We start from the raw sequence: 26,763 nt of genomic DNA on the forward strand, positions 1-26,763 counted from the left end.
GCGACCACCGGCCGCCGCCCCCAGGGAGTCCGCACAGTGGCGAGAACGTGTTCTTGTGAATGATTGATTCCGACAACATTACGTCGTTCGCCTGCGCATAATCGTCGGGTTGTGGGAGTGACTCCCGCTCCTTCCTTACGAAAGAGAACCCGCATGACGTCCCGCCACCGGCGTCCCACCTCCAGCGCATCCCTCGCGGCCGTCGGCACCGGTCTCGTCGGAGCCTTCCTCCTGGCCACCCCTACCTCCGGTTTCCTCGCACAGGCCCTCGCCAAGACGATCGTCGTGGTCGGCGGGGCGAACGACCCCACCGGCCAGGACCAGTGGAAGCGCATCGGGCGCGACCACACCGGAGCCCCGCCGGTCTTGGTCCCCTACTCCGCCCAGTTCGGCATCGGCTGGCCAGGTTTCGCGCTCAGCCCGGATCGCACGACCACGTACGCCCAATCCGTCGACGAGGGCGCGGACGCGACCGTCAAGGCGGTGGCCGACGCCGCCGCGTCCGACGATGAGGTGGTCGTCTACACGATCTCCCAGGGCTCGGACGTCGTCGGTCTCGCGGTGATCCGGTACGGCAAGGACCATCCCGCGCCTACGGGAGGAGGGGCGCCCAAGCTCACTTTCGTGGAGCAGGGCGGCCCCAGCTTCATCCGCACGGGCATGTGGAACGTGATCCCCGCCGGGATTCCCGGCCTGCACAACGGACCCATCCGCAACGACGGTGCCTCGGGCGCGAGCGTCGTGGGAATCTGCATCCGCGGCGACATCGCCTGCGGCGTGGGCAATCCGATCTCAACCGTGTTCTACGCCTTCCCCGGTTTCATGCTGCACGGCACCGGCTACACGTCGGAGTACATCGGCCGCTACTCCCCCGTGGACGGCGGCGAGCCGTACACACCGGGCTCGAAGGGCGAAGTGCCGGTGAAGGTCGAACAGGTGCACCGCGACGGCCGTACCGTGATCGAATCCACGTACGCCGACGGTTCGACCAAGCGCACCTGGGTCGAGGACAATGCCACCTGGGTGGTGATCGATACCGGTGAGAACCCGTGGATGCGGCTGCTGCGTGCGAACGGAACACCGATTCCCCGAGAGTTCGACCGCCTCCTCAACACCCTCATCCCGATCGCCGAACCAGGCGCTCGCAATCCCTTCCTCCTCCCCGAATCCCCCTCGCCCACGAGAGCTGATTCCCCGTCGAAGCCCGACACCGCCGGCCGCCACAGCATCGACCGGCCCGGCACCGTCTCCGTTGCCGAGCTCGTGACGAAAGCCGGCGCCGAGGCCGAGACACCCACTGCGGTTTCGGCACAGCCGTCCCCCGCCTCGGGCGCCCACGAGACGGCGCCTGAACCGCCCGGACCAGCGAACGCGCCGACCTCGTCCGATCCGGAGGACGGGGTGCCGGAACCGTCTGGCCCCGAACCGGACTCGGCGCCCCCTCCCGTCTCCGCGCCCGCCCCGGACAGCACCGCCGTCGCAACGTCGGACGCACCGACCGGGTCCGAGGCCGCCGCCCCCGACGTGGCAGCGGCCTAGCCGTACACCTCGTCGTAAAGCGCGACGATCTGCTCGGCGTCGGGCACCCGCGGATTGTTGCCCGGGGAGCCCGACGCCAGCGCCTGCTGCGCCATCAACGGCGCGAGCTCGTCCCACCGCGAGTGCTCGATCCCGTAGTCGCGCGGCGTCGGGACCTCCAGGTCCGAGCACAGCTCGTCGATCGCCGCCACCAGCGCCTGCGCCAGCGCCGCATCGGATCCGCCGGACAGGCCGTAGGCGCGTGCGCAATCGGCGTACCGTGCGGGCGCCGCCTCCACCGAGAACCGCATCACCGCCGGCAGCAGCATCGCATTCGACAGGCCGTGCGCCACATGGAAATGCGCCCCGATCGGCCGACTCATCCCGTGCACGAGCGCCACCGAACTGTTGGAGAAGGCCACGCCCGCCTGGGTGGCCGCCAGCATCATCGCCGCTCGCGCGTCGCGATCGCCGCCATCGGCGTACACCGGCCGGATGTTCCGCGCGATGGTACTGATCGCAGTGAGGGCGAAGCCGTCGGCGAACGGATTCGCCTTGCGACTCACGTAGGCCTCGATCGCATGAGTCAGGGCGTCGACACCCGTATCGGCCGTGAGGCGGGCCGGCATCGAGAGAGTCAGCTCGTAATCCACCACCGCCGCGACCGGAAGGAAGGCCGGCCCCGGGCACAGCATCTTCTCGTCGCTCGCGCTGTCGGTGATGATGCTGAACTGGGTAGCCTCGCTGCCGCTCCCCGCGGTGGTCGGGATCGCGATCACGGGCAGGGTGGGCCCCGCAGTCACCGTGGGAGCCTTGTAATCCCGCATCGTTCCCCCGCCGACGGCGAGCACCGCCAGCGCCTTTGCGGTGTCGAGCGGGCTGCCGCCGCCGAGCCCGATCACGCAGTCCGCTCCGTGGGCACGCACGGCCTCCACGCCAGGTCCCAGCGAATCCGTGGTGGGATCGGGCACCGTGCCGTCGAAGACCGCGGTGGCGCAGCCCGCGCCTTCGAGCGCCGCCACCACCCGCGCCGCGGTGCCCTGCGCGACGAGGAAGGCGTCCGTCACCACCAGCGGGCGCGCGAAACCGAGATCCCGCACCAGGCGCCCCACCTCGGCGGCGGCACCTCCCCCGACCACGAGCCGACGCGGAAGTCCGATCTGTGCTGCCGTCATGCCCCGAACCTACCTAGACTCACGACCATGACAGAGGGGATCGGCGGGGATCGCGACACCGCACCGGAGGACTTCCACTACGAACCGCACCACGACGCCGTCGGCGGCCGCCTCAACTGGCTGCGCGCGGGCGTCCTCGGCGCGAACGACGGACTCATCTCGACGGCCGGCATCGTGATCGGCGTGGCCGCGGCCACGGGCGACTCCTCGGCGATCCTCACCGCCGGCATCGCCGGACTCGTGGCCGGCGCCGTGTCGATGGCCCTGGGCGAGTACGTCTCGGTGAGCACCCAGCGCGACAGTGAGAAGGCGCTGATCGCCAAGGAGCGGACCGAACTCACCGAGGAACCCGACGCCGAGTTCGCCGAACTCGAGGCGCTCTACATCGATAAGGGGCTCACGCCGGAGACGGCGAAACAGGTCGCGATCGAACTCACCGCCCACGATCCCCTGCAGGCCCACCTCGACGCCGAACTCGGCATCGACGAGCAGACACTCACCAGCCCCATCGCCGCCGCCGTCTCCTCCGCCATCTCCTTCAGCGTCGGAGCGGCCATCCCGATCCTCGCCTCGCTCATCGAACCCAACCGGATTCTGTGGATCGTGCTGTCGGTGGTGATCGGCCTCGGACTCACCGGCTACACCTCCGCGGTGCTCGGCGGATCGGATCCCAAGCGCGCCACCGCCCGCGTCGTGGTGGGCGGGCTGGTGGCCATGGCCATCACCTACGCCGTCGGTAAGCTGCTCGGCACCACCGGCATCGCCTAGACCGGTCGCAGGAGGACGCATGATCGCACGGTTCGGACAGATGACGCCCCGCGTGGCCGAGACCGCCTGGGTCGCGGACAACGCCACCGTGATCGGCGACGTCGACCTCGGCGACGGTGTCGGCGTCTTCTACGGCGCGGTGATCCGCGGCGACATGGCGACCGTCGCCGTCGGCGCGCACAGCAACGTCCAGGACGGTGTGGTGCTCCATGCCGATCCGGGCGTCCCGCTCACCGTCGGCGAGCGCGTCTCGATCGGCCACAACGCCGTGCTGCACGGCTGCACCGTGGGCGACGACGTGCTGGTCGGCATGGGCGCCACGGTGCTCAACGGCGCCGTGATCGGCGCGGGCAGCCTGATCGCCGCGAACGCCCTCGTGCCGCAGGGCATGGAGATCCCGCCCGGCTCGATGGTGGCCGGGGTCCCCGCCAAGGTGCGGCGCGAGTTGAGCGATGCCGAACGCGCCGGCGTGAGCGCGAACGCCGCGGTCTACGTCGAGCTCACCCGCGCACACGCGAGCCAGACCGGACCCGCCTGACGGGTCAGATCCCCGACCACACCATCGTCGCCCCGGAATGCCCGGCGGCGACCACACCCACGATGACGGCAGCGGCCGCCGCCGTCGCGAGCACGCCGAGCACGACGGTCCCGGCCCGCCCGGACAGCACGGCCGCGCCTGGAACCCGGCCGCGGACCGTCGGACTCGACCCGGCCCACACCGCGATCCCGAGCACCAGGACCGCGAGCGACCAGTAGAACGTGGCATTGCCCTGGGTCTCGTGGGCCGCGATCTGCGCGCGCATCCGCGCCATCGCCGGACGCTGTTCGAGGCGCTCGCCGGACTGCGTCGCCACGAAGCAGGCCAGCGCCGCGACCAGGGCGAGCACGGGAGTGCCGATCGCCAGCCGGGCGCGCGCCGCCGGCCACCAGGCCGCGGCGACGACGAACAGCGCGGCGATCGGGGTGAGCACCACCGCGCCGTGCACGAACAGGGGATGCGACGGAATTCCGGCGATCTCGGTGAGCACGGTCCAATGCTGGCAGAGTGGGACCCGTGACGCAGACGACTCAGCCAGTCCCAGTCCACGAATCGCCGCTGCTCTGCCCCAGCCGCCGCGCCGTCCTGGCCGCCCTGCCCGGTATCGCGCTGGTTCCCGTCCTCGCCGCCTGCGGCGGCAACTCCGGATCCGGTGCCGGGACCGCGGGCGAGACGACCGCCGCCCGGCCCGGTGAGTCCGGGCCCGGTGGCAGCGCGAAGGTCCCCGCGGCCCAAGTCCCCGTGGGAAGCGCGGTGGTGATCGCCGGTGTCACCCCGTACGTCGTGGCGCAGCCCTCCGCCGGGAAGTACGTGGCCTTCAACGCCGCCTGCACGCACAAGGGCACCACCGTGGCCGCGTCCGACGGGCTCGCGCTGGAATGTCCGGCGCACGGCAGCACCTTCGACGGGGCCACCGGCGCCGCCATCAAGGGGCCCGCGACGGAGGCTCTCGCCGCGATCGCCGTCCGGCTCGACGGGGACACGCTCGTCGTCGGCTGACGGGGGCGGGAGATTCTGGACCCCGCCGAACTGCGGATGTACCATTGGCGCCAGTTATTGAATCGGTCTCAGTAAGCAGCCCCGTGGCTTGCCGGGACCGCCAGCGACCGAGGAGTCTTTCGTGGCCAACCCCGAGGCTATCTACACGGACGTGCTGATCGTGGGTGCCGGCCTGGCCGGCATCGACACCGCCTACCGCGTATCCAGCACCGTCCCGCAGCTCAGCTACACCGTCCTGGAGCAGCGCTCCGAGATGGGTGGCACCTGGGACCTGTTCAAGTACCCCGGCATCCGGTCGGACTCGGACATCTTCTCCCTGAGCTACCCCTTCCTCCCCTGGAAGGGCACCAACCGCCTCGCGAGCGGCCCGGAGATCAAGGCCTACATCGAGGAGGCCGCCGCCAAGTTCGGGATCGACCGCAACATCCGGTTCAACACCAAGGTCGGCACCGTCGACTTCGACTCCGCGACCGACCTGTGGACCGTGACCGCCGAGCGTGACGGTGAGCCCGTCGTGTACACCGCGCGCTTCCTCGCGGCCTGCACCGGCTACTACAACTACGACGCCGGTTACGAGCCGCCCTTCCCCGGCATCGACGACTTCCAGGGCCAGGTGGTGCACCCGCAGCACTGGCCCGAGGATCTCGACTACCGGGGCAAGAAGGTGGTGGTGATCGGCTCCGGCGCCACCGCCATCACGCTGATCCCGTCGATGGCCGACGACGTCGAGCACATCACCATGCTGCAGCGCTCCCCCACGTACGTGCTGCCGGTGCCGAACGCGGACCCGCTCACGCTGTTCGGCGCCAAGGTGCTGCCGCCCCGCGTGGCCCACGGCCTCACTCGCAACATCAACGCCGTGATCAACGTGGGCCAGTACGTGCTGGCCCGCTCGTTCCCCAAGACCTCGCGCAAGTTCCTGCGCAAGCTGAACCAGAGCATGCTGCCCGAGGGCTACGACGTGGACACCCACTTCAAGCCCAAGTACGAGCCCTGGGACCAGCGCCTGTGCGTGGTTCCCAACGGCGACCTGTTCAAGACGATCAAGGACGGCAAGGCCGAGGTCGTCACCGACACCATCGACCGGTTCACCGAGAAGGGCATCCTGCTCAACTCGGGCCGCGAGCTCGAAGCCGACATCGTGATCACCGCGACCGGCCTGCAGCTGCTCGCCTTCGGCGGCGTCGACGTGCAGGTGGACGGCGCCCCCGTCAAGCCGAACGACCGCTTCGCCTACCAGGGGTACATGCTGGAGGGCGTCCCGAACTTCGCCTTCATCATCGGCTACACGAACAACTCGTGGACGCTCCGCGCCGATATCTCGGCCCGCGGCATCGCCCGCCTCCTGAGCTACATGACCACCAAGGGCTACACCCACGTGGAGCCCTCGGTCGGCACGCAGGTGCTCACCGAGCACCCCGCGCTCGACCTCACCTCCGGGTACGTGCAGCGCTCCCCCGACGCGATGCCCAAGGCCGCCACGGAGCAGCCGTGGATGATCCGGCACAACTTCGTGCTCGACTCGATCGACTTCGCCCGCTCGCAGGTCGACGCGCCCGAGCTGACCTTCGGTACCGTCGCCCCGGCGCAGAACGCCGGCGTCTGACGACACCCGCAACGCGAAGAACCCGCCCCGGCATCATGCCGGGGCGGGTTCTTCGTCTACAGGGTTGCTACGAGCCGGGGGTGTACTTACCGCCCACGGTGCCGCGCACCACGATCGGGGTGCCGATCGGGAAGTTGTCGTAGATGTACTTCCCGTTCTCCGTGCTCACGTTCAGGCAGCCGTGGCTCACGTTCGAGACACCCTGCTGGTTCACCGACCACGGCGCGGCGTGGACGAAGATGCCGCTCCAGGACATGCGGGTGGCGTACTCGACGTACGTGCGGTAGCCCTCCGGGGAGTTGACCGGCACGCCGTACGTGGACGAATCCATGTACATGTCGCGCTTCTTCTCCATGGTGTAGTACGTGCCGTTCGGCGTGGGGTGCTTATCGCTGCCCATCGACGTGGGCATCGTCTTCACGACCTCACCGTTGCGCCAGATGGTGATCTGCTTCGTCGCATCGTCCGCGAGCGCGACCCATCCCGTCTTGGTGGCGACCGGGGGCGCCTCCTGCGTGGGCGCGGGGCCATCGGTGGGCGTGGGCGTGGGCGGCGTGGTCGGGGCCGCCGCGGCGATCCCGACGGTGGCCGTGGCCGCGACGAGCGCGGCCGCCGCACTCGCACCGAGACGGGCGAACCCGCGGCGAGTGAGAGCGGTGGCGCCGGTATGGCGGTCAGTCATCGTCATTCCTCCTGGGCGGTATCAAGCCTTGCGCACAATCCTACGTGTCGGTACCGACAAACCTCGAAAACACTTAACCCGAGCTGAGAACAGCACCGGCGCCGTTCAGTGCCCAATGCGCCGCCATCGCGGGCCACAACCTGCGGGTTCGCCGTACCAGAGCGTCGAAGGCCGCCCCCGCGAACGAGGTGACGGCGATTGTCGGAAGTACAGGGTCGCCGGCAGCCTGAGCGGCACCCACATGCCACAGCCCGAAAGTCAGGGCACCCGCGACCGACCCCGCAGGACGTCCCAGAGCGGCCTCCCAGCGCGGCGTGAGCGAACCCCGGAAGAGCACCTCCTCCGGCAGCACCGTGCCCAACGGGATGTCCAGCAGCACCCACCGCGGCAGCGGCGGCGGATCCTCGCGATCCACCGAGCGTGCGCCGATGAGGCCGGCGACCGCGAGCGCGGCCCCCGCTCCGACACCGAGCGGAGCCGGAACCCGGGCCCGCGCCAGCAGAGCATCCGCAGCGCAGAACGCGGCGGTCGCTGCGGACCGGCCCGCACGGCCCAGGCCGAACTCGTGCGTCAGCCGCGGAAGCGCCGCGTTCGACCAGGCCACCGCGGCGCCCGAGGCCAGTGCCGCACCACCGAGCGCGCCGCGATCCGGGCGGCTCATTGCATCGAGACCCAGGTACCGACCGTGCGGTTCAGGCTCGCGGAGAACGACAGATCGGGGGCGCCGTACCGTGCGGGATCGCGCGATTCGTCCTCCTGCAGTGCGTAACTCACGCCGCGCAGCCGGACGAAGTTCACGTGCGTGCCCGTCATCATGTCCACCACGCCCTGCACCGCGGAGCAGTCCACGGCCACATCGGCATCGGAGCAGGTGACCAGGTTGTGCTTGCGCTTGTCCAGGTACTTGGTCTGCGCATCGGTCATCGCCAGGGTGTTCTGGTAGATGTCCGGAGCGTTCGGCAGCGGGTTCGCCACCACCGGCTCGATCAGGGCGATCGGCCGCGGCGGACGCTGCGCCTGCCCGGCACCGAGGGCGATCACCAGCGGTGCGGCAGGGCCGTGCCCGACGGCGAGCAATCGTGCATCGTCGACCTTCGAGGTCTCGGCGAGCGCCGTGAGCGCGCGCCCGGCCCGGTCGAGGGCCTGCGCGTAGTCGGGATTGCCGGCGAGCGCACCGTCGTACCGCAGGCTGGCCACGCCCTGATGGGCCAGCATCACCGCGATCTGCTTGGTGGCCACCTGGCCGCCGCGGTCGTCGTCGCCGAGCACCAGCGCGGCCCGCAGCCGATCCGGAGCCGATCGCGGCGCGGTGTAGGTGGCCGCGACCGCGCTCCCCGGAACCTGCACCGTGGACTCCGCCCAATCGGCGGGGATCGCGGCCGGTGCCGGCGGCGGCGGCGCGACCGAGGTCACCTGCGGAGTCGGGTCGTTCGACGAACACGCGGAGACGGCGAGCACGAGGGCCGCGATCAGGGCGCCGAGCCGAAGGCGGGCGGGCGTCATCGAAAAATCTCTCCTCGGGTCGGGCGATCAGCGCAAACGTTCGGCGGCGCGCGCGGTCTCCACCAGACGGTCCGCGAGCTCGGACAGTTCGTCGAGGGTGGCGCCCTCGGCGACGGCGGTCTGCACGTCTTCCGCCGCGCACCGTACCTCGAACATACGCTCCGCCACCGCCTCGGCCTCGGCCGCCGTCAGCACCACCGAATCGGCGGGCAGCGACGAGCCGTCCAGCGCGGCGCGGGCCTCGTAGGCGCGCTGGCGGCAGGAACGGCGGCAGTACTTCCGGGTGCGGCCGGGGCCCTCGGAGACCACCTCACGGCCGCACCACGCGCACGCGGCGGACCGGCGTCGTCGAGCGGTGGTCATGGCCGCTCATCCTAGCCGGTAGACTGGGAATGTTCGGCGTACGGCGATCGTTGGGAGAAGCATGGCAGATCGAGTTCTACGGGGCAGCCGCCTGGGTGCGGTGAGCTATGAGACGGATCGGGACCACGACCTCGCTCCGCGGCGGATCGCGCGATACCGCACCGACAACGGTGAAGAGTTCGACGTACCGTTCGCGGACGACGCGGAGATCCCCGGTACCTGGCTGTGCAAGAACGGCCTGGAGGGCACGCTGATCGACGGCGTGGTTCCCGAGGAGAAGAAGGTCAAACCCCCGCGTACCCACTGGGACATGCTGCTCGAGCGGCGGTCCGAGGGCGAGCTGGAGGAGCTGCTCAAGGAGCGGCTCGACCTGCTCAAGGCGCGTCGCGGCAAGTGACCTGAGAAACCACGAGAAAGGGCCCCGGAGAAATCCGGGGCCCTTCTTCGTGCGCGCGACGCCGCCCGCTCAGCGGGCGGCGGCCCTGCGCAGCGGCCGAAGACTCAGCGGCCGAGGCGGCGCTGCACCTTGCGCTTGCGGGCCTGGAACCCCCACTTCGGGACCAGGGTGGCCGCCTCCTTGAAGATGGAGCCGCTCATCTTGGAATCGCCGATGGTCCGCTCGGTGAACGTGATGGGCACCTCGACCACGGTGTACCCGGCCTGCACGGCGCGCCAGGTGAGGTCGATCTGGAAGCTGTAGCCCAGCGATTCAACACTGTCGAGGCCGAGTCCCTCGAGCGTCTCGCGGCGGAAGGCCTTGTAGCCACCCGTGATGTCCCGGATCCGCGTGCCCAGCATGATCTGGCTGTAGACGTTGCCGCCGCGGGAGATGATCTGTCGCGACAGCGGCCAGTTCACGGTCTTGCCGCCGGGCACGTAGCGCGAGCCGATCACCAGATCGGCGCCCGCGTCGATCGCGTCCAGGTGCCGGTACAGCTGCTCCGGGGCGTGCGAGCCGTCGGCGTCCATCTCGACCACCACGCGGTAGTCACGATCGAGCGCCCACTTGAAACCGGCGATGTACGCGCCGCCGAGGCCGTTCTTCTCCGAGCGGTGCAGCACGTGCACGCGGGGATCGGCGGCGGCCATCTCGTCGGCCTTCTCCCCCGTCCCGTCCGGGCTGCTGTCGTCGACCACGAGGACGTCGACGTCCGGCTGGGCGCGGTGCAGGCGACCCACGATGAGCGGCAGGTTCTCCAGCTCGTTGTAGGTGGGGATGATCACCAGCGTCTTCGACGAGGGAGACGACGGCTGCTCGGTCATGTGGTTCCTTGGTCTGCTGTGGGCCGGTCTGCTGTGGAGTGGTCCGATGCGGGCTGGGTGAAACGCCATCCATCCTGCCTTATGGCGATGGCGATCCCGCACAGGGTGAGCACCAACAGTGCGATGTTCCCCCACTCGCCCAGTCGGGCGGCCGGGGTGCGGCCCTCGCGCAGGGCGATGGTCTCCACCAGATGGTCGGCGGTCCAGATACGGGTGTTCTGCGCGATCGTGCCGTCGGGACGCACGAAGGCGCTCACTCCGGTGGTCGCGGCCACCATCACATCGCGATCGAGTTCGACGGCCCGGACCTGCGACATGCCCAGCTGTTGCCAGGTCATGCCCGTGCGCCCGAAGGTGGCGTTGTTGGTGGGCACCGTGAGCAGCTGCGCCCCGTTCGCCACGGACATCCGCAACGAGCGGTCGAAGGCCACCTCGTAGCAGGTCGCGACGCCGAGCGGCAGCGGCGGACCGTCGCCGCGGCGGGGATGCACCACCCCGTCGCCGGTGCCGGGGGTGAAGTTGTTGGCCATGTCGACGTAGCTGGAGAACAGGCGGAAGAAGTCGCGCATCGGCATGGTCTCGCCGAAGGGCTGCAGGATGGCCTTGTCGTGCCGCTCCACCGGGCCCTCGGCGGTCATCAGGATCATGCTGTTGTAGTAGCGGCCGGTGTCGTCGTAGTGCACGCTGCCCACCAGGATCGGCGCCCCCACCTCCGCCGCGGCGGCGCGCATCCGGGCATCCACCGAGGGATCACGCTCCGGGGAGACGTCCGAGGAGTTCTCGGGCCACACCACCACGTCCGGTTGCGGTTGCCGCCCGGCGCGGATCTCCGCGGCCAGCCGCCGCGTCTCCTCCAGGTGATTGGTGAGCACGGCCTCGCGCTGGGTGGCCACGTCCCAGCGCTGCTCGGGTACGTTGCCCTGGATCGCGGCCACCGTCACCGTGCGTCCGGGCGACGGTGCGCCCACCGTCGGCCAGGCCGCGGCCGCCCCGGCCACCACGATCAGTGCCGCGGCGGCGGGCACGGCGTAGCCACGGGCCGCGCCCCGGCGCCACGCGGTGAGTGCGGCCGCCGCGAGGGCGGTGCCGAGCAGGGCCACCGCGAAGGAGAGGCCGGGTGCGCCCACGAACCGGGCCAGCGAGACCAGGGGTGAGTCGCCCTGGCTGAACGCGAGCCGGCCCCAGGGGAAGCCGCCGAACGGGAAGGAGGACCGCGCCCACTCGGCGACGGTGAAGGCCGCGGCCACCCAGACCGGGGCGCCCGGCACGCGGGTCAGGCGCGCCGCGAGCACGCCGAAGGCCCCGTAGAAGATCGAGCAGGCGATCGCGAGTCCGATCCACGGGAGCGCGCCGACCATGCTGTCGATCCACTTCAGGAGCGGGACGAACTGCCCGAGCCCGGCGAGCAGGCCGTAGCCGAAGCCGGCGCGCGGCCGCGTCCGGTCCGGCAGCGCGAGCACGGCGTACAGCACGCCGATGCCGATCGGGGCGAGCCACCACAGGCCGGTGGGTGGGAACGCGAAGTAGAGGGCGAGGCCCGCGGCGAGGCTCGCGAGCGATCGCGCCAGCACGGCGGTCACGCCGCGAACACCGTCCGTCCGTCGATCACCGTGCGCAGGCAGCGCGGCAGGCGGGCTCCCGGCGCCAGATCGGGCAGCGGGGCCACGCCCGCGCGCGGATCGGTGGACCAGCGCTGCACCGCGTCCGACGGTGCCCGCACCACCAGTTCGTCGGCGTCCCACACGGCGAACGATGCGGGCGCGCCGGGAACGAGGGTGCCGGCGATGCCGTCGCGCACTCCCCCGGCCCGCCAGGCTCCGCGGGTCGCTGCGGCGAAGGCGGCGCGGGGCGAGATGGCGCTGCCGGGCGTGTGGTGCTGGGTGGCGGCGCGCAGTGTGGCCCACGGGTCCAGCGGTGTGACCGGGGAATCCGACGACAGCGCGAGCGGCACCGCGTTGCGGGCCAACAGCGCGAAATCGTTGAGGGTAGCGGCGCGTTCGGCGCCCAGGCGCATCGCGTACATGCCCTCGGTGCCGCCCCAGAAGGCGTCGAACAGGGGCTGCATCGAGGCGATGACGCCCCAGTCCCCCAGTCGCTTCGCCTGATCGGCGGTCACCATCTCGGCGTGTTCGATGCGATGCGCGCAGGAGGCCACCCGCGGGCCGCCGAACCGCTCGACGGCGGCGGCGAAGCCGGCCACGATCCGGGCCGTCGCGGCGTCGCCGATGGCGTGGAAGCCGGCCTGGATTCCGGCCTCGGTGCACGCCAGGATGTGGTTCGTCACGGTCTCGTCGTCGAGGTAGGAGACGCCGTGGGTGTCGGCGTCGGCGTAGGGCTCGAGCAGCAGGGCGGTGTGGCTGCCGAGCGAGCCGTCCACGAACAGGTCGCCGGCCAGCCCGTCGGCGCGGGTGCGGGCCAGCAGGGCGCGGGCGTGCTCGGCGTCCCGGGCGGGTTCCCCCCAGTACCGGCGCACGTGGACCGGATGATCGAGACCCGCGAGGAGCGCGAAATCCCGCTCGCCGGCGATGTCCGGGCCCGAGTTCTCGTGCACGGCGACGATGCCCGCGCGGGCCGCCGCGTCGAGGGCGGCGGTCTGTGCCGCGGTGATCTGCACATCGGTGAGCGCGGCGATCGCGGCCGCGCGGACGGCGTGGTGCGCGGCGGCGGTCAGCGGACCGTCGGGCGAGTAGCCGGCCAGCTCGGCGAGGTCGGGCACCAGGGCGCGGAGGGCGGTGCTGGCCTGTGCGGAGTGTTCATCGATGCGCGCGGCGTAGATGATGCGGTCCCCGGGCAGGTCGGTGCGCAGCAGCGGGGTGTCCCACGCGGTGTCGTCCCAGCCGCGCGCCAGGACCGCGCCGCCGAGCGTGCCCTGCAGCGTGGCGACCACGGCGTCCCTGGGCCCGGACAGGTCGAGTCCGGTGAGTGCCAGTCCCGTGGCGGTGAGGTGCACGTGGGTGTCGACGAAGCCGGGGGCGACGAAGGCGCCGTCGAGATCGGTGACCCGGGCGTCCGGATGCAGGGCCCGCGCCGCCTGATCCTCACCGATCCAGCTGATGAGGCCGTTCTCCACGGCGATCGCGGTGGCCGTGGTGGAGGCGGGTGTGTAGATGCGCCCGCCGACGAGGAGTTCCGTGCTCACCCCTAGAGTCTGCCAAGCGCTACGCCGGCGGCAGCTCCCGGTATCCGGGACGGGGACCGGCGGACGATCCGGCGTCCACCACGACACCGTCCACGGTGCCGTCGGCGGCGCCCTGCGCGGCGTGGTCGTCGACCGAGCCGTCGACCACGGTGCCGAAGCCGCGCGGTTGCCCGGCGAGCACGGTCACCAGGCCCGACTCCTCGACGAAGTGCGCGATGCGCTTGGCGCCCACGTACGCGGCCACCGGGCGGATCACGGCGCGGACCGGCTTGACCAGCAGCACCAGGCCGAGCGCGGTGCTCACCACGCCGGGCACGGCGAGCAGGAACACCGACGCGGCGAGCAGCGCCGTGTCCATCAGGGCGGGCCCCGCGGACTTGCGCCCGTCGAGGGCCGCGCCGAGGTCGCGCAGCACGCCCGCGGCGGTGCGCCGCAGCATGAGGACGCCGATGGCGGTCGCGGCGATCACGGTGAGCAGTGCCCAGCCGAACCCGAGCCACGCGACGAGGCCCGCGAACGCCGCGATCTCCACGACGAAGTAGGTCAGGAACGCAAAGAGCTTCATGCCCTGTACAACGGGCGAACCGGGCGAATGGTTCCCGCGTCAGCGGTCCTCGAGATCGCCCTCGGTGTCGAGGTACACCTGCTGCAGGTCGGCGAGGAGCTGCGGGTCGGGTTCCTTCCACAGCTCGCGTTGCGAGGCCTCCAGCAGCCGCTCGGCGATGCCGTGCAGCGCCCACGGGTTCGACTCCTCCATGAACTTCCGGTTCTCGGGGTCGAGCACGTAGTTCTGCGTGAGCGTTTCGTACATCCAGTCGGCCATCACGCCGGCGGTGGCGTCGAAACCGAAGAGGTAGTCGACGGTGGCCGCCATCTCGAAGGCGCCCTTGTAACCGTGCCGGCGCATGGCCGCCATCCAGCGCGGATTCACCACCCGGGCGCGGAAGACGCGGGTGGTCTCCTCGTTCAAGGTCCGGGTGCGCACGCTGTCCGGGCGGGTGGAATCGCCGACGTAGGCCTCCGGGTCGGAGCCGGTCAGATGACGCACCGTGGCCACCATGCCGCCGTGGTACTGGAAGTAGTCGTCGGAATCGGCGATGTCGTGCTCGCGGGTGTCGATGTTCTTCGCCGCCACGGCGATCCGCCGGTACGCCGACCGCATGTCGTCGGCGGCCGGTGCACCGTCGAGCCCGCGGCCGTACGCGTAACCGCCCCACGCGGTGTACACCTCGGCGAGGTCGGCGTCGGTGCGCCAGTTCTTCGAGTCGATCAGCTGCAGCAGTCCGGCGCCGTAGGTGCCGGGCTTGGAGCCGAAGACGCGGGTGGTGGCCCGACGGGGATCGCCGTGCTCGGCCAGCGCGGCGCGGGTGTGGGCGGCCACGTAGTTCTGTTCGTCGGACTCGTCGAGCTGTGCGACCAGCTGGACCGCATCGTCGAGCATCGCCACGACGTGCGGGAAGGCGTCGCGGAAGAAGCCGGAGATGCGCACGGTGACGTCGATGCGGGGGCGGCCCAGCTCCTCCAGGCCGATCACCTCGAGGCCGGACACCCGGCGGGACTGCTCGTCCCACACGGGGGTCACGCCGAGCAGCGCCAGCACCTCGGCGATGTCGTCGCCCGCGGTGCGCATGGCGGAGGTTCCCCACACCGACAGGCCCACCGACTTCGGGTACTCGCCGTGCTCGCCGAGGTACCGCGCGATCAGGGACTCCGCGAGTTCCTGCCCGGTAGCCCAGGCCAGCCGCGAGGGCACCGCCTTCGGGTCGACGGAGTAGAAGTTGCGGCCCGTGGGCAGCACGTTCACCAGCCCGCGCAGCGGCGAGCCCGACGGTCCGGCGGGGACGAAACCGCCGTCCAGGGCCCGGAGCACGTGATCGATCTCGTCGCCGGTGCGGCGCAGCCGCGGCACCATCTCGGTAGCCGCGAACTCCAGCACCTTCGTCACGGCCGGATCGTCGCTGATCGCGGCCACCGCGGCCGGATCCCAGTCGGTAGCAGCGGCCGCGAACACCAGCTCGCGGGCGCGGGCCTCGAATTCATCGGTCTGCGCCTTCGAGGCGGACCCGTCCTCGTCCATGCCCAGGGCCTCGCGCAGGCCGGGTGTGTGCACCGCGCCGGCCCACATCTGCTTGGCGCGCAGCATGGCCAGCACCAGATCGGACTCCGCATCCCCCGACGGTGCCGCGCCCAGGATGTGCAGGCCGTCGCGGATCTGCACGTCCTTGATCTCGCAGAGCCAGCCGTCGACGTGCAGGATCATGTCGTCGAAGGAATCCTCGTCGGGCTGATCGGTGAGCCCCAGGTCGTGGTCGAGCTTCGCGGCCTGCAGCAGGGTCCAGATCTGCTGCCGGATCATCGGCAGCTTCGCCGGGTCGAGGCTGGCGACGTTGGCGTACTCGTCGAGGTGCTGCTCCAAGCGCGCGATGTCGCCGTAGCTCTCGGCGCGGGCCATCGGCGGGATCAGGTGATCGACCAGCACCGCGTGCGCGCGACGCTTCGCCTGCGTGCCCTCGCCGGGGTCGTTGACCAGGAACGGGTAGATCAGCGGGAGATCGCCGAGAGCGGCGTCGGTGCCGCAGTCGGCCGACATGCCGAGCGTCTTCCCCGGCAGCCACTCCAGGTTGCCGTGTTTGCCGAGGTGCACCACGGCGTCGGCGCCGACGCCGCCGTCGGCCTCGGCCGCCGCGAGCCAGCGGTAGCTGGCCAGGTAGTGGTGGCTCGGCGGTAGGTCGGGATCGTGATAGATCGCTACGGGGTTCTCGCCGAAGCCGCGCGGCGGCTGCACCATGACCACGAGGTTGCCGAATCGCAGGGCGGCGATGGCGATCTCGTCCGCGGCGGTGGTGAACAGCGAGCCGGGCGCCTCGCCCCAGTGTTCGGTGACGGAGTCGCGCAGGCCCTGCGGGAGCGTGGCGAACCACTGTCGGTAGGTGTCCGCGGGCACCGTGATCTCGGTGGCCTCGAGGCGCTCGTCGGAGAGCCAGTCGGGGTCCTGTCCGCCGCGGGCGATGAGGGCGTGGATGAAGGCATCGGAATCGTCGGCGGCCAGTCCGGGGATCGCCTCGGCCGGGCCGAAGTCGTAGCCCGCGTCGAGGAGCCGGCGGAGCAACTCCAGCGCGGACTTCGGCGTGTCCAGGCCGACGGCGTTGCCGATGCGGGCGTGTTTGGTGGGGTACGCCGAGAGCAACAGCGCGATCCGCTTATCGGGGTTCGGCACCGACCGCAGCCGCGCGTGCCGCAGCGCGAGCCCGGCCACGCGATCCGCGCGCTCGGCGTCCGGGACGTACGCGGGCAGGCCGTCGTCGCCGATCTCCTTGAACGAGAAGGGCACGGTGATGATGCGGCCGTCGAACTCCGGGATCGCGACCTGTGTCGCCACGTCCAGCGGGCTCAGCCCGTCGTCGCTGCCCTGCCACTGTTCGCGCGAGGTGGTCAGCGCCAGCGCCTGCAGGATCGGGATGTTCAGGGCGGCCAGGCGGCCCACGTCCCAGGACTCGTCGTCGCCGCCCGCCGCGGCGCCCGCGGCGTTCACCCCGCCGGCCGCGAGCACGGTGACCACGAGCGTGTCGAGGGTGGCGAGCTCGACGAAGAGCGCATCGTCGGCGGCGCGCAGCGAGGCGCAGAAGATCGGGACGGCCGTGCCACCCTGCGCCTCGATGGCCGCGGCGAGCGCGTCGATGTAGGCGGTGTTCCCGGCCAGGTGCTGGGCCCGGTAGTAGAGGATGCCGATCCGGGGACCGGTGCCCGCGGGCCGCTCGACGACACCCCACTGCGGCGCGGCGACCGGCGGCGCGAAGCCCTTGCCGGTCAGCAGGATGGTGTCGGACAGGAAGTCGTGCAGCTGTGCCAGGTTCTCGGGGCCGCCCTCGGCGAGGTAGGCGTGCGCCTGGGTGGCGACGCCGGCCGCCACGGTCGAGGCCTCCATCAGATCGGCGTCCGGTGCCTGCTCCCCCGAGACCACGACGACGGGCTTGCCGCTCGCCGCCAGCGCGTCGAGCCCCGCCTCCCAGTAGCGGCGTCCGCCGAGGATGCGCACCACCACGATGTCGGCACCGTCCAGCAGTGCGGGCAGGTCCAGGTCCACGCTGATCCGGGCCGGGTTGGCCCAACGGTACGGCGCGCCACTGGCCTTCGCGCTGAGCAGATCGGTGTCGGAGGTCGAGAGCAGGAGGATCACATAGGCGACCCTATCCTGCTGTCGGTGAGCCGGCTCTCAGAGCACGGCGCCGTGCATCACCACATCGCGGGAGGCCCGGTCGATGAGATCGGCGGGTACCTCATCGCCCCCGGCGTAGGCCACCACGCTGGAGGTCTCGATCCGGGCCTCATCGCCCACCGCCACGACGCAATCCACGGTGAACAGGTCGATTCCCGCCTTGGTGACGCGGTCGGTGATCCGGGCGCCGAGCGATGCCACATCGCCGATCCGGATCGGCACCACCTGCCGGACCGTCTGCGAGACGTGCAGGAGGCGGCCCACGTTGAAGTCGTCGATGACGTCGGCCATGAGCCGTGCTGCCACCTTGAACACGGGCTGCGCCACGATCAGCGGCGGGACGGCCGTGTCGTGCGGGATCACGCGGCTGTTCGCGTAGGGGACGTGCGATGCGCGCGTGGCACGGGCGTACGAGCGCACTCCCTCCGAATCGATCGCGTAGGTGTCCTCGAGCCAGACGGAGTAGTCGTCGCGGTTCATTCGCCGGACTGTACTCGCACAGCTGATTGTGCGATCGTGAGATCGAGGAGCGCCTTCATGCTGGCGTGCACGTCGGTGAGCGGGGAGATGTTGCGCGCGGCGCGTGAGCGCGCCACGGCACCCTCCACCGAGCTCATGAACACCGAGGCGAAGACGCGGGCGCCCTCCTCGTCCACCCCCGAGTCGACCAGTGCCACGGCGAACCGGCGCGCGCACTCGGTGTAGGCGGCGGTGGCCGCCTCCTGGACGCGGGGCTCACCGTCGGCCAGCGCGGCCGCCAGCAGCGGGCATCCCACCCGGAAATCGGACCGCACCAGGACCCGCTTCCACAGCTCCAGGAAGCGCCCGATCCAGTCGTGCGGCTCCCCCTTGCTGGTGGCGGCGTCGATGTAGCGCAGCAGGCGGCGGCCCGCGAGCGCGGTGGAGGCCTCCACGAGCTCGGCCTTGCCGCCCGGGAAGTACTGGTAGAGCGAATTCTTCGAGGCCTTCGAGTGGGCGGTGAGCTCCGTGAGCCCGGCATCGGCGAAGCCGTGCTGCCCGACGAGGGTGAGGGCGGTGTTCACCAGGCGCGCACGGGGACGCGGGCGCGGCTTGGGGGCGGTCGTCATTCCTCGCGATCCTCCTCGAGAAGCCATCGGGTCACGACCGGATATTGTGCCCGACCGCATGGCGGTGCTTGTTTGAACCGCTCGGTTCATGTTACCAATACTGCGTCGGTGAACCGAATGGTTCACCCGCACCGTCCCCCGAATGGAGTTACCGACGCATGACCGCCCCCGCCCGGATCGCCCCCGCTGCTCCCGCTGAGCAGCCGCACGCCGCCTACCTCGGAATCGGCGTCTACCGGCCGCGGCGCGTGGTCCCGAACTCGGAGATCGTGGACAAGATCGACTCGAGCGACGAGTGGATCAAGACCCGTTCGGGCATCGAATCGCGGAACTTCGCGAGCGACGACGAGACCATTCTGGAGATGTCGGTCAAGGCCGCGGAGCGCGCCATCAAGGCCGCGAACATCGATCCCGCGCTGGTGGACTGCGTCATCTCCGCCACCAACACCCGCCTCGAACTGGGTCCCTCGCTGGCGCCGCAGATCGCGAAGGCGCTCGGCCGCATCGGCATTCCCTCGTTCGACATCACCGCCGGCTGCTCGGGCTTCACCACCGCCGCCGCCGTGGGCACCGACCTGATCCGCGCCGGCACCGCCAAGTACGTGGTGGTCGTGGGCGTCGAGCGCCTGTCGGACCTGATCGCCGAGGACGACCGCACCTGCGCGTTCATCTTCGCCGACGGCGCCGGCGCCGCGGTCATCGGACCGTCCGACGAGGTGGGCATCTCACAGGTCTCGTGGGGAGCCGACGGCGACTACACCGGTGCGATCTACCAGGACAAGGACTTCGGCACCTACTTCGACGAGGTGCACGCCTACCGGGATGACACCGCGGGGACCACCGAAGCGCCCGTACGCCCCTTCCTGCGCATGGAGGGCCGCAAGGTCTTCCGCTGGGCGGCCACCGCGCTCCTGCCCGCCTGCCAGGAGGCGCTCAAGCTGGCCGGCCTCACCTCCAAGGACATCGACGTCTTCGTGCCGCACCAGGCCAACCTGCGGATCACCCAGGTGCTCATCAAGGCCCTGGAGCTGCGGGACGACTGCGTCGTGGCCGAGGACATCGTGACCACCGGCAACACCTCCGCCGCGTCGATCCCGCTGGCCATCGAGGAGCTGCTGCGCACCGGCAAGGCGAAGCCCGGCCAGACCGCGCTCGTCATGGCCTTCGGCTCGGGCCTGGCCTACGCCGGACACGTGATCACGCTGCCGCCCACCTACGAGGAGGCCTGATCTCCGACGCCCCTCGGGAACCCGACGCCTGCCCCGGCGTACTGCGACCGCACACCGCGGCCGACGGTGCGCTGGTGCGGGTGCGGCTTCCCGGCGGCCGGCTGACCCCGGCCCAACTGGAGACCCTCGCCGACCTCTCGGACGGCGACGACATCGAACTCACCTCGCGCGGCAACATCCAGCTGCGCGGCGTCGCCGATATGGACGCCGCCCGCGCCGCCCTGTCCGATGCCGGGCTGCTGCCGTCGGAGACGCACGAGCGGGTGCGCAACATCGTGGCCTCGCCGATGTCCCGCGTCCTCGCCGACCGTGCGGCCGCCTTCGACGAGGCACTGCGCGGGCGCGCCGCCCTCGCCGCGCTCCCCGGCCGATTCCTGTTCGCCCTCGACGACGGCTCCGGCGACGTGGCCACGCTCGCCGCCGACGTCGAGACCCGCGACGGTGCGCTCCACCTCGACGGCCACCGCACCGACCTGCCCGGCACCGTCGAGCACATGCTCGACGCGGCGCAGGCCTTCCTCGACCTGCGCGCCGACGAATGGCGGATCCGTGACCTCCCCGACGGTGCCGCCCGGGTCGCGGCCGCACTCGGCGGCGTGATCCTCGATCGCGACTCCCCCGCCGCGCCGCCCGCCCCGCCGGTCGGCTGGTTCGACCGGGACGACGGCACCGTGGCGCTCGGCGCCGGTGTGCGGCTCGGCCGCCTGCCCGCCCGCACCGCTCGTTTCCTGGCCGCCATCGACCGCCCGCTCACGGTGACCCCGTGGCGCACGATCCTGGTGCACGATCTCGACGACGGCGCCGCCGAGACGGTGGTGCGAGTACTGGCGCCGATGGGCCTGATCTTCGATGCGAACTCCCCGTGGCTGCGGGTGAGCGCCTGCGTGGGCGACCACGGATGTGCGCGCGCCGAGGCCGACGCGCTCGGGCACGCCGCCGGCCTCGTGGACGATCTCGAGGCGGACGAGCGCGTGCACGTGGTGGCGTGCGAGCGGGGCTGCGGCGCACCGTCGGGTGAGCACCGGCTGGTGATCGCTCCCCCGGACCCGGGCGAATAGACTCCCGGGGTGCACGAGTACCTCACCGACGGCGCCGAGATCTATCGGCGCTCCTTCGCCACCATCCGCGCCGAATCGGAGCTGTCCGGGTTCGCGCCGGATGCGGAGACGGTGGCGGTTCGGATGATTCACGCCGCGGGCCAGACCGATCTCGCGACCGACATCCGCATCTCGGGCGGCGCGGTGGCCGCTGGGCGCAACGCGCTGCGGTCCGGCGCCCCGATCCTCACCGACGCGAACATGGTGGCCCACGGCGTCACTCGCGCCCGGCTGCCCGCCGACAACGAGGTGCTGTGCCTGCTGCGTGATCCCCGCGTCCCCGAACGGGCCGCCCGGATCGGCAATACCCGCAGCGCGGCGGCGGTCGAGTTCTGGGGCGAGCGGCTCGACGGTGCGGTGGTCGCGGTGGGCAACGCCCCGACCGCGCTGTTCCACCTGCTCAACCTGTTGCACGAGGGTGCGCCGAAACCCGCGGTGATCGTGGGCATCCCGGTCGGTTTCATCGGGGCCGCAGAATCCAAGGACGCGCTCGTGGCCGATGCCGCCGCGCTCGGCGTCGAATACATCACGGTGCTGGGGCGGCGGGGCGGCAGCGCGATCACCGCCGCCGCGCTCAACGCGCTGGCGCAGGAGGAGGAACTGTGAGCGGCACGCTCTACGGCGTCGGTGTGGGGCCGGGCGATCCGGAACTGGTGACGGTGAAGGCGGCACGGCTCATCGGCGCCGCCGATGTGGTGGCCTATCACAGTGCGCGCCACGGCCGTTCGAATGCGCGGGCGTGCGCCGAGCCCTACCTGCGCGGCGATCAGACCGAGCTGCGCCTGATGTACCCCGTGACCACCGAGACCACCGATCATCCCGGCGGCTACCGCGGAGCATTGGACGATTTCTACGCCGAGGCCGCCGAGCAGCTCGCCGAACACCTGTCCGCGGGCCGCGACGTGGTGCTCCTCGCCGAGGGCGATCCGATGTTCTACAGCTCGTACATGCACATGCACAAGCGGCTCACCGGCCGATTCGACTGCGTGATCGTGCCGGGAGTCACCTCGATCAGCGCCGCCGCCGCCGCGACGGGCGTCCCGCTCGTGGAGGCCGACGAGGTGCTCACCGTGCTACCGGGAACCCTGCCCGAGCCGGAGCTGCGCCGCCGCCTCGCCGACACCGATGCCACGGCGATCATGAAGCTGGGCCGCACCTTCCCCGCGGTCGCCGCGGCGTTGGACGCCTCCGACCGGTCCACGACGGCCCTCTACGTGGAGCGGGCGAGCCGGACCGATCAGCGGGTGCTTCCGCTCGCCGAGGTCGCGCCCGACAGCGTCCCCTACTTCTCCACGGTGCTGGTGCCCGGGCCGATCAATGCGCCCGCCGCGCGGCCCACGCCGGGCGTCGTGGTGGTGGGGCTCGGCCCCGGCGACGAGGCGTGGACCACGCCCGAGGTGCGCCGCGTCCTCGCCGAGGCCACCGACATCGTGGGCTACCAGACCTACACCGACCGCGTGCGTCCCCGGCCCGGTCAGCGCGTGCACGCCTCGGACAACCGGGTGGAGGCCGAACGGGCACGGCACGCCCTCACCCTGGCCGCCGACGGTGCGCGGGTCGCCGTCGTGAGCTCGGGCGACCCCGGTGTCTTCGCCATGGCCTCCGCCGTCGCCGAGGTGGCGGCCGATCCCGAGTTCCACGGCGTTCCCGTGGACGTGCTGCCCGGGATGACCGCCGCCAACGCCGTGGCCAGCCGGGTGGGCGCCCCGCTCGGCCACGACTACGCCGTGATCTCGCTGTCGGACTACCTCAAGCCGTGGGCGGTGATCGAGGAACGGCTGCGGGCGGTATCCCGCGCCGATCTCGCACTGGCCGTGTACAACCCGGCCTCGAAGACCCGGCGTGAACAGCTCGTCCGGATGCGTGAGGTGCTGCTCGAGGAGCGACCCGCGAACACCGTGGTGATCCTCGGCCGCGCTGTCGGATCGCCCGACGAGGAGATCACCGTAACCACTCTGGCCGACCTCGATCCCGACACCGTCGATATGCGCACCCTGCTCATCATCGGGTCCTCGCGCACAGAAGTCACTGAACGTGCGGCCGGTCGCATCGTGCACACGCCCCGGCGATACTGAAGACACCGCAACCGAAGGAGAAGCACATGGCCAAGGCGTACTGGATGGCGTTCTACACCGAGATCCGCGATCCCGAGAAGGTGGCCGCGTACGCCGCCCTGGGCGGCCCCGCGATCACGGAGGCCGGTGGCCGGTTCCTGGCGCGCGGACTGCCCGCGGTGACCTACGAGGCGGGGATCAAGGAGCGCACCACGCTCATCGAGTTCGACAGCCTCGAGGCCGCGATCGCCGCCCACGACTCCCCCGCCTACCAGGAGGCCCTCGCCGCCCTCGGCGACGGTGCCGTCCGCGAGATCCGGATCAGCGAAGGCGCCTGACCTCGGTGAACACCCCGGTCCCGTGCCTGCCCCTGACAGGGGCAGGCACGTCCGTGGCCTGAGGATCACACTCGAGTACATGATCGAAGAGACCGCCCCGACGCTCGGCTCGTTCCTGCGTTCGCGCCGCGCCGCCGTCGACGCCGATGAACTGGGACTGGCGAGCTACGGCCGCCGTCGCGTGCCGGGGCTGCGCCGCGAGGAGCTAGCCGAATTGGCCGGCGTGTCCGTCAACTACCTGACGCGGCTGGAACAGGGCGCCGCCGTCAACGCCTCGGACGAGATCCTCAACGCGCTCGCCCGGGCGCTGCGGCTCTCCGAGGTCGAGCGGCTGCACCTACTCGAACTCGCGCATCCGTCCGGCGAGCGGGCCGCACCCATCGACCGTGCCGGTGCCGGTTTCACCGGAGTCCGGCAGCTCGTCGAGGCGATGGACACTCCCGCCGTGGTCCTCTCGCGCAATCAGGACGTGCTGGCCTGGAACCGGCTCGGCAACGCGGTGTTGGCCGCGCACGTGCCCTACGGGGCGGTCCACGACGATCCGCCGCCCAACAAGGTGCGCCAGACCTTCCTCGACCCGCAAGTCCGCTCGCTGTACGTGGACTGGGAGCACGAGGCCGAACTGTCCGTCGCCTCCCTGCGCTGGGTGTCGGCGCAGTTCCCGGCGGACCCGGATCTGCGGGCCCTGCTCGGCGAGCTCGTCCTGGACCGTGATTTCGCCCGGCTGTGGGCGCGTCAATCCGTCGAGCTGTGCACCAGCGGGCTCAAGCGATTCACCCATCCGTGGGTCGGCCGGATGGACCTCTGCTACCAGATGCTGCACCTCCCCGAATCCGACGGTGCCCGCATGATCGCGTTCAGTGCGGCCCCCGGCAGCGCGGATGACGACGCCCTCACCCTGCTGCGGCACCGCGTCGACGGCTGACCGCCCACCCCCACTCTTCTTCTCCCCATCACCCACGGTGACCAGGCCCGTCCTGGCGCTGTGAGCTGTCCGCACGACATCGGAGTACGCCCATGCCCCTGCACGCCCAAGCCGCCGCACACCTGGCCGCCGTCGCCGACGCCCCGCCCCTCCACACGCTCACCGTCCCCGAAGTCCGGCACGCCATCCGCGGCTACCTCGGGATGCAGCGCCCCGCGCCCACCGTCGCCGAGGTCCGGTACAGCTACATCGTCGGTCCCGGATCCGCACTGCCCGTGCGCATCTACCGCGACGGACCGCCCGCCGGGCCGGTGATCCTGATGCTGCACGGCAGCGGCTTCGTCGGCGCCGATATCGAGGTGAGCGATCAACCGGCCCGGGTACTGGCGCGCGACACCGGAGCCACGGTGATCACCGTCGACTACCGCAAGGCGCCCGAGCATCCCTACCCCGCCGCGCTCGACGACGCCGCGGCCGCCCTCGACTGGATCGCCTCCGGCCAGTTGGACGTGGACACCGACCGGATCGCGGTGATCGGCGACAGCGCCGGCGGCACCCTCGCCGCGGCGCTGGTGCAGCGGGTCCGGGACGGCGGCGGCCCGCGCATCGCGGCGCAGGCCCTGATCTATCCACCGCTGCGGCCCGGCGACTACGACGCGATCCCCGCCGATGAGGTGGGCCTCTCTGCGCCCGACATGGATTGGTTCTGGCGCCAGTACCTACCGGACGGGCAGGACGGCCCCGGCCGCACCCCATCCGGCGCCGCACCGCTGGACGCGACCGATTTCGCCGCCCTCCCACCGGCCTTCGTCGCGACCGCGGAGTACGACGTTCTGCGCGGCCACGGCGAGCGGTACGTCCGCGCGCTCACCGCCGCCGGTGTGCCCGCGACCCATATCGACTACCCCGGCACCCTGCACGGCTTCTACTGGATGGACGCCGTGCTCGACACCGCCCTCGACCTCCAACGCGACCTCGCCTCCTGGCTGCGCGACACCCTGAACGGAGCACGATGACCACCACCGACACCCGGCGCATGCACCCCGGCCTGATCGCCCTCGCCATGGGCGGATTCGGCATCGGCCTCACCGAATTCTCGATCACCGGCCTCCTCACCGATGTGGCGGCGGATCTGCGCGTCACCATCCCCGCGGCCGGCGGACTGGTGACGGGCTACGCGCTGGGCGTCGTCGTGGGCGCCTTCACCGTCACCCTCGCCCTCGTCTCCCGCCCACCCAAGACGGCGCTCCAGATCTTGTTGGCCCTGTTCGTCATCGGGAACCTGGTGTGCGCCTTCGGACCCACCTACGAGATCGTGCTGGCCGGGCGGATCATCACCGCGCTGTGCCACGGCGGCTTCTTCGGGATCGGCGCCGTCCTCGCCGCCCGGTTGGTGACCCCCGAGCGGCAGGCCTCGGCCATCGCGCTGATGTTCGCCGGGCTCACCGTGGCCAACGTGCTCGGCGTCCCCGCGGGCACGGCGCTCGGCCACCGGTTCGGCTGGCGCGCGACCTTCGTGGCGGTGGCGCTGATCGGCGTGCTCGCGATCGCCGCGATCGCCGCCTTCGTGCCGAATCTCCCGCCCGCGACGACCTCGGTCCGGTCGCAGATCACGGTACTGCTGCAGCCGTCCGTCTGGATCGCCTGCGCGGTAACGGCACTGGTCTTCGGCGGACTGTTCGGCGCCTTCACCTACATCGAGCCGCTGCTGCGCGAGGTCACCGGTTTCGGACCCGGCGCGATTCCCTGGATCCTGGTCCTCTTCGGTGTCGGACTGTTCGCCGGGAACCTGGTGGGCGGGCGCGCCGCCGACCGGGACGCCGACCGCGGCCTGATCGTGTTCGCGGGGCTGCTGCCCCTCGCGATCGCCGCCGTCGCGGTGTGCGCGGGCTCGAAGCCGCTCGTCGTGCTCGCCCTGATGGTCATGGGAGCGGTCGGCTTCGCAACGGTGCCCGCCCTGCAGCTGCGGGTGCTCCGCAACGCCGGAACAGCCACGCTCATCGCCTCGTCGGCCAACATCGCCGCGTTCAACCTCGGCAACGCCGCGGGGGCGCAGTTCGGGGGCATGGGGATCAGCGCAGGCGGCGGCCCGACGATGCCGGTGTGGATCGGGGTGGCGCTCAGCGGCGCCGGCGCACTGCTCGCCGCCGCGAGCATCGCGTGGGAACGCCGCAACCGCGCCGCCCGACCCGACGCCCGGCTCGATCACGTGACGGCCTGACCGTGGCGCGTGCCGTCGGATCCGGAACAGCCGGACCCGGC

27 protein-coding genes are annotated in these 26,763 nt (G+C 71.3%); 14 read left to right on the plus strand and 13 right to left on the minus strand.

What is annotated here, in order from left to right; translation table 11 throughout:
• The first annotated feature begins 153 nt into the window (after positions 1 to 153).
• Positions 154 to 1,539: a PE-PPE domain-containing protein gene (locus ABD108_RS09900; protein WP_343930169.1), complete on the plus strand. Its 1,386-nt coding sequence runs from the start codon at positions 154 to 156 to the stop codon at positions 1,537 to 1,539.
• On the opposite strand, the gene ABD108_RS09905 is transcribed toward ABD108_RS09900, so the two are convergent.
• On the minus strand, positions 1,536 to 2,693 hold the full coding sequence (locus ABD108_RS09905; RefSeq protein WP_343930170.1) for an iron-containing alcohol dehydrogenase: 1,158 nt from the start codon (positions 2,691 to 2,693) through the stop codon (positions 1,536 to 1,538). The two genes, ABD108_RS09900 and ABD108_RS09905, sit on opposite strands and share 4 nt — an antisense overlap.
• 27 nt (positions 2,694 to 2,720) lie before the next feature.
• On the opposite strand from ABD108_RS09905, the gene ABD108_RS09910 reads away from it, so the two are divergent.
• Together ABD108_RS09910 and ABD108_RS09915 are read left to right on the plus strand one after the other, a co-directional pair.
• Positions 2,721 to 3,461: a VIT1/CCC1 transporter family protein gene (locus tag ABD108_RS09910; RefSeq protein ID WP_220658771.1), complete on the plus strand. Its 741-nt coding sequence runs from the start codon at positions 2,721 to 2,723 to the stop codon at positions 3,459 to 3,461.
• A gap of 19 nt (positions 3,462 to 3,480) precedes the next feature.
• On the plus strand, positions 3,481 to 3,999 hold the full coding sequence (locus tag ABD108_RS09915) for a gamma carbonic anhydrase family protein (RefSeq protein ID WP_343930171.1): 519 nt from the start codon (positions 3,481 to 3,483) through the stop codon (positions 3,997 to 3,999).
• Positions 4,000 to 4,003: 4 nt separating this feature from the next.
• Here the strand turns inward: ABD108_RS09915 and ABD108_RS09920 are convergent, their stop codons facing one another.
• Complete coding sequence (locus ABD108_RS09920) at positions 4,004 to 4,489, minus strand: DUF2231 domain-containing protein (protein WP_343930172.1); 486 nt, start codon at positions 4,487 to 4,489, stop codon at positions 4,004 to 4,006.
• Between the two features lie 26 nt (positions 4,490 to 4,515).
• Here ABD108_RS09920 and ABD108_RS09925 point away from each other — a divergent pair, with 26 nt between their 5' ends.
• Positions 4,516 to 4,998, plus strand: a complete 483-nt coding sequence (locus ABD108_RS09925) for a QcrA and Rieske domain-containing protein (protein ID WP_220658774.1) — start codon at positions 4,516 to 4,518, stop codon at positions 4,996 to 4,998.
• A 121-nt stretch (positions 4,999 to 5,119) separates the two neighbouring features.
• On the plus strand, positions 5,120 to 6,604 hold the full coding sequence (locus ABD108_RS09930) for a flavin-containing monooxygenase (RefSeq protein WP_220658775.1): 1,485 nt from the start codon (positions 5,120 to 5,122) through the stop codon (positions 6,602 to 6,604).
• A gap of 67 nt (positions 6,605 to 6,671) precedes the next feature.
• Here ABD108_RS09930 and ABD108_RS09935 read toward each other — a convergent pair whose 3' ends face one another.
• From ABD108_RS09935 to ABD108_RS09950, 4 genes are all read right to left on the minus strand, one after another.
• On the minus strand, positions 6,672 to 7,286 hold the full coding sequence (locus ABD108_RS09935; protein WP_220658776.1) for a L,D-transpeptidase: 615 nt from the start codon (positions 7,284 to 7,286) through the stop codon (positions 6,672 to 6,674).
• 73 nt (positions 7,287 to 7,359) lie between these two features.
• Complete coding sequence (locus ABD108_RS09940; protein ID WP_220658777.1) at positions 7,360 to 7,947, minus strand: CPBP family intramembrane glutamic endopeptidase; 588 nt, start codon at positions 7,945 to 7,947, stop codon at positions 7,360 to 7,362.
• A complete protein-coding gene (locus ABD108_RS09945) occupies positions 7,944 to 8,789 on the minus strand; it encodes a hypothetical protein (protein ID WP_220658778.1) in 846 nt (281 codons plus the stop codon). Before ABD108_RS09945 ends, ABD108_RS09940 begins: the two co-directional genes overlap by 4 nt.
• A gap of 27 nt (positions 8,790 to 8,816) precedes the next feature.
• Positions 8,817 to 9,152 (minus strand): hypothetical protein, encoded by a 336-nt coding sequence (locus ABD108_RS09950; RefSeq protein ID WP_220658779.1) that lies wholly within the window; start codon positions 9,150 to 9,152, stop codon positions 8,817 to 8,819.
• A 61-nt stretch (positions 9,153 to 9,213) separates the two neighbouring features.
• Here ABD108_RS09950 and ABD108_RS09955 point away from each other — a divergent pair, with 61 nt between their 5' ends.
• Positions 9,214 to 9,549: an RNA polymerase-binding protein RbpA gene (locus ABD108_RS09955; protein ID WP_220658780.1), complete on the plus strand. Its 336-nt coding sequence runs from the start codon at positions 9,214 to 9,216 to the stop codon at positions 9,547 to 9,549.
• Positions 9,550 to 9,653: 104 nt separating this feature from the next.
• On the opposite strand, the gene ABD108_RS09960 is transcribed toward ABD108_RS09955, so the two are convergent.
• The 7 genes from ABD108_RS09960 to ABD108_RS09990 are packed head-to-tail and all read right to left on the minus strand — an operon-like array spanning position 9,654 to position 18,858.
• Positions 9,654 to 10,415 carry a polyprenol monophosphomannose synthase gene (locus ABD108_RS09960; protein WP_220658781.1) on the minus strand — a complete coding sequence of 254 codons (762 nt, stop codon included), beginning with the start codon at positions 10,413 to 10,415 and terminating at the stop codon, positions 9,654 to 9,656.
• Complete coding sequence (gene lnt, locus ABD108_RS09965; protein ID WP_220658782.1) at positions 10,412 to 11,995, minus strand: apolipoprotein N-acyltransferase; 1,584 nt, start codon at positions 11,993 to 11,995, stop codon at positions 10,412 to 10,414. Before lnt ends, ABD108_RS09960 begins: the two co-directional genes overlap by 4 nt.
• Positions 11,992 to 13,554, minus strand: a complete 1,563-nt coding sequence (locus ABD108_RS09970) for an amidohydrolase (RefSeq protein WP_305110554.1) — start codon at positions 13,552 to 13,554, stop codon at positions 11,992 to 11,994. Before ABD108_RS09970 ends, lnt begins: the two co-directional genes overlap by 4 nt.
• A gap of 19 nt (positions 13,555 to 13,573) precedes the next feature.
• Positions 13,574 to 14,119, minus strand: a complete 546-nt coding sequence (locus ABD108_RS09975; protein WP_305110556.1) for an FxsA family protein — start codon at positions 14,117 to 14,119, stop codon at positions 13,574 to 13,576.
• Between the two features lie 39 nt (positions 14,120 to 14,158).
• Complete coding sequence (gene cobN / locus ABD108_RS09980; protein ID WP_343930173.1) at positions 14,159 to 17,731, minus strand: cobaltochelatase subunit CobN; 3,573 nt, start codon at positions 17,729 to 17,731, stop codon at positions 14,159 to 14,161.
• Positions 17,732 to 17,767: 36 nt separating this feature from the next.
• The gene (locus ABD108_RS09985) at positions 17,768 to 18,250 is read right to left on the minus strand and encodes an FAS1-like dehydratase domain-containing protein (protein ID WP_343930174.1); all 483 of its coding nucleotides are present in this window, start codon (positions 18,248 to 18,250) and stop codon (positions 17,768 to 17,770) included.
• A complete protein-coding gene (locus ABD108_RS09990) occupies positions 18,247 to 18,858 on the minus strand; it encodes a TetR/AcrR family transcriptional regulator (RefSeq protein ID WP_220658787.1) in 612 nt (203 codons plus the stop codon). Before ABD108_RS09990 ends, ABD108_RS09985 begins: the two co-directional genes overlap by 4 nt.
• Positions 18,859 to 19,016: 158 nt before the next feature.
• On the opposite strand from ABD108_RS09990, the gene fabH reads away from it, so the two are divergent.
• The 8 genes from fabH to ABD108_RS10030 all read left to right on the plus strand — a co-directional run bounded on the left by fabH (position 19,017) and on the right by ABD108_RS10030 (position 26,722).
• Positions 19,017 to 20,087, plus strand: coding sequence for a beta-ketoacyl-ACP synthase III (fabH, locus tag ABD108_RS09995; RefSeq protein ID WP_220658788.1), 1,071 nt, complete (start codon positions 19,017 to 19,019; stop codon positions 20,085 to 20,087).
• Between the two features lie 74 nt (positions 20,088 to 20,161).
• On the plus strand, positions 20,162 to 21,145 hold the full coding sequence (locus ABD108_RS10000) for a precorrin-3B synthase (RefSeq protein ID WP_343930175.1): 984 nt from the start codon (positions 20,162 to 20,164) through the stop codon (positions 21,143 to 21,145).
• Positions 21,146 to 21,154: 9 nt separating this feature from the next.
• Entirely contained in the window at positions 21,155 to 21,790 is a 636-nt protein-coding gene (locus tag ABD108_RS10005; protein ID WP_343930176.1) for a precorrin-8X methylmutase, read from the plus strand.
• Positions 21,787 to 23,259, plus strand: a complete 1,473-nt coding sequence (locus ABD108_RS10010; RefSeq protein WP_343930177.1) for a precorrin-2 C(20)-methyltransferase — start codon at positions 21,787 to 21,789, stop codon at positions 23,257 to 23,259. The genes ABD108_RS10005 and ABD108_RS10010 overlap by 4 nt, the downstream gene beginning before the upstream one ends.
• Before the next feature lie 26 nt (positions 23,260 to 23,285).
• Complete coding sequence (locus tag ABD108_RS10015) at positions 23,286 to 23,576, plus strand: DUF1330 domain-containing protein (protein WP_220658791.1); 291 nt, start codon at positions 23,286 to 23,288, stop codon at positions 23,574 to 23,576.
• A 79-nt stretch (positions 23,577 to 23,655) separates the two neighbouring features.
• Complete coding sequence (locus ABD108_RS10020; RefSeq protein ID WP_343930178.1) at positions 23,656 to 24,501, plus strand: helix-turn-helix domain-containing protein; 846 nt, start codon at positions 23,656 to 23,658, stop codon at positions 24,499 to 24,501.
• 92 nt (positions 24,502 to 24,593) lie between these two features.
• Entirely contained in the window at positions 24,594 to 25,517 is a 924-nt protein-coding gene (locus tag ABD108_RS10025; protein ID WP_343930179.1) for an alpha/beta hydrolase, read from the plus strand.
• Positions 25,514 to 26,722, plus strand: coding sequence for an MFS transporter (locus tag ABD108_RS10030; RefSeq protein ID WP_343930180.1), 1,209 nt, complete (start codon positions 25,514 to 25,516; stop codon positions 26,720 to 26,722). The genes ABD108_RS10025 and ABD108_RS10030 overlap by 4 nt, the downstream gene beginning before the upstream one ends.
• Positions 26,723 to 26,763 lie beyond the last annotated feature (41 nt).

The sequence above is a fragment of the Tsukamurella strandjordii genome, from assembly GCF_039525985.1.
Lineage (GTDB): Bacteria > Actinomycetota > Actinomycetes > Mycobacteriales > Mycobacteriaceae > Tsukamurella > Tsukamurella strandjordii.

Bases quoted from the DNA above. Each gene is read 5' to 3' on its own strand.
- ABD108_RS10020 (WP_343930178.1), top strand. From the start codon at position 23,656: ATGATCGAAGAGACCGCCCCGACGCTCGGCTCGTTCCTGCGTTCGCGC.
- ABD108_RS09900 (WP_343930169.1), top strand. From the start codon at position 154: ATGACGTCCCGCCACCGGCGTCCCACCTCCAGCGCATCCCTCGCGGCC.
- ABD108_RS09990 (WP_220658787.1), bottom strand. From the start codon at position 18,858: ATGACGACCGCCCCCAAGCCGCGCCCGCGTCCCCGTGCGCGCCTGGTG.
- ABD108_RS09940 (WP_220658777.1), bottom strand. From the start codon at position 7,947: ATGAGCCGCCCGGATCGCGGCGCGCTCGGTGGTGCGGCACTGGCCTCG.
- ABD108_RS09960 (WP_220658781.1), bottom strand. From the start codon at position 10,415: ATGACCGAGCAGCCGTCGTCTCCCTCGTCGAAGACGCTGGTGATCATC.
- ABD108_RS09955 (WP_220658780.1), top strand. From the start codon at position 9,214: ATGGCAGATCGAGTTCTACGGGGCAGCCGCCTGGGTGCGGTGAGCTAT.
- ABD108_RS09975 (WP_305110556.1), bottom strand. From the start codon at position 14,119: ATGAAGCTCTTTGCGTTCCTGACCTACTTCGTCGTGGAGATCGCGGCG.
- ABD108_RS09910 (WP_220658771.1), top strand. From the start codon at position 2,721: ATGACAGAGGGGATCGGCGGGGATCGCGACACCGCACCGGAGGACTTC.
- ABD108_RS09945 (WP_220658778.1), bottom strand. From the start codon at position 8,789: ATGACGCCCGCCCGCCTTCGGCTCGGCGCCCTGATCGCGGCCCTCGTG.
- ABD108_RS09950 (WP_220658779.1), bottom strand. From the start codon at position 9,152: ATGACCACCGCTCGACGACGCCGGTCCGCCGCGTGCGCGTGGTGCGGC.
- ABD108_RS10030 (WP_343930180.1), top strand. From the start codon at position 25,514: ATGACCACCACCGACACCCGGCGCATGCACCCCGGCCTGATCGCCCTC.
- ABD108_RS09935 (WP_220658776.1), bottom strand. From the start codon at position 7,286: ATGACTGACCGCCATACCGGCGCCACCGCTCTCACTCGCCGCGGGTTC.
- fabH (WP_220658788.1), top strand. From the start codon at position 19,017: ATGACCGCCCCCGCCCGGATCGCCCCCGCTGCTCCCGCTGAGCAGCCG.
- ABD108_RS10015 (WP_220658791.1), top strand. From the start codon at position 23,286: ATGGCCAAGGCGTACTGGATGGCGTTCTACACCGAGATCCGCGATCCC.
- ABD108_RS10025 (WP_343930179.1), top strand. From the start codon at position 24,594: ATGCCCCTGCACGCCCAAGCCGCCGCACACCTGGCCGCCGTCGCCGAC.
- ABD108_RS09905 (WP_343930170.1), bottom strand. From the start codon at position 2,693: ATGACGGCAGCACAGATCGGACTTCCGCGTCGGCTCGTGGTCGGGGGA.
- ABD108_RS09915 (WP_343930171.1), top strand. From the start codon at position 3,481: ATGATCGCACGGTTCGGACAGATGACGCCCCGCGTGGCCGAGACCGCC.
- ABD108_RS09985 (WP_343930174.1), bottom strand. From the start codon at position 18,250: ATGAACCGCGACGACTACTCCGTCTGGCTCGAGGACACCTACGCGATC.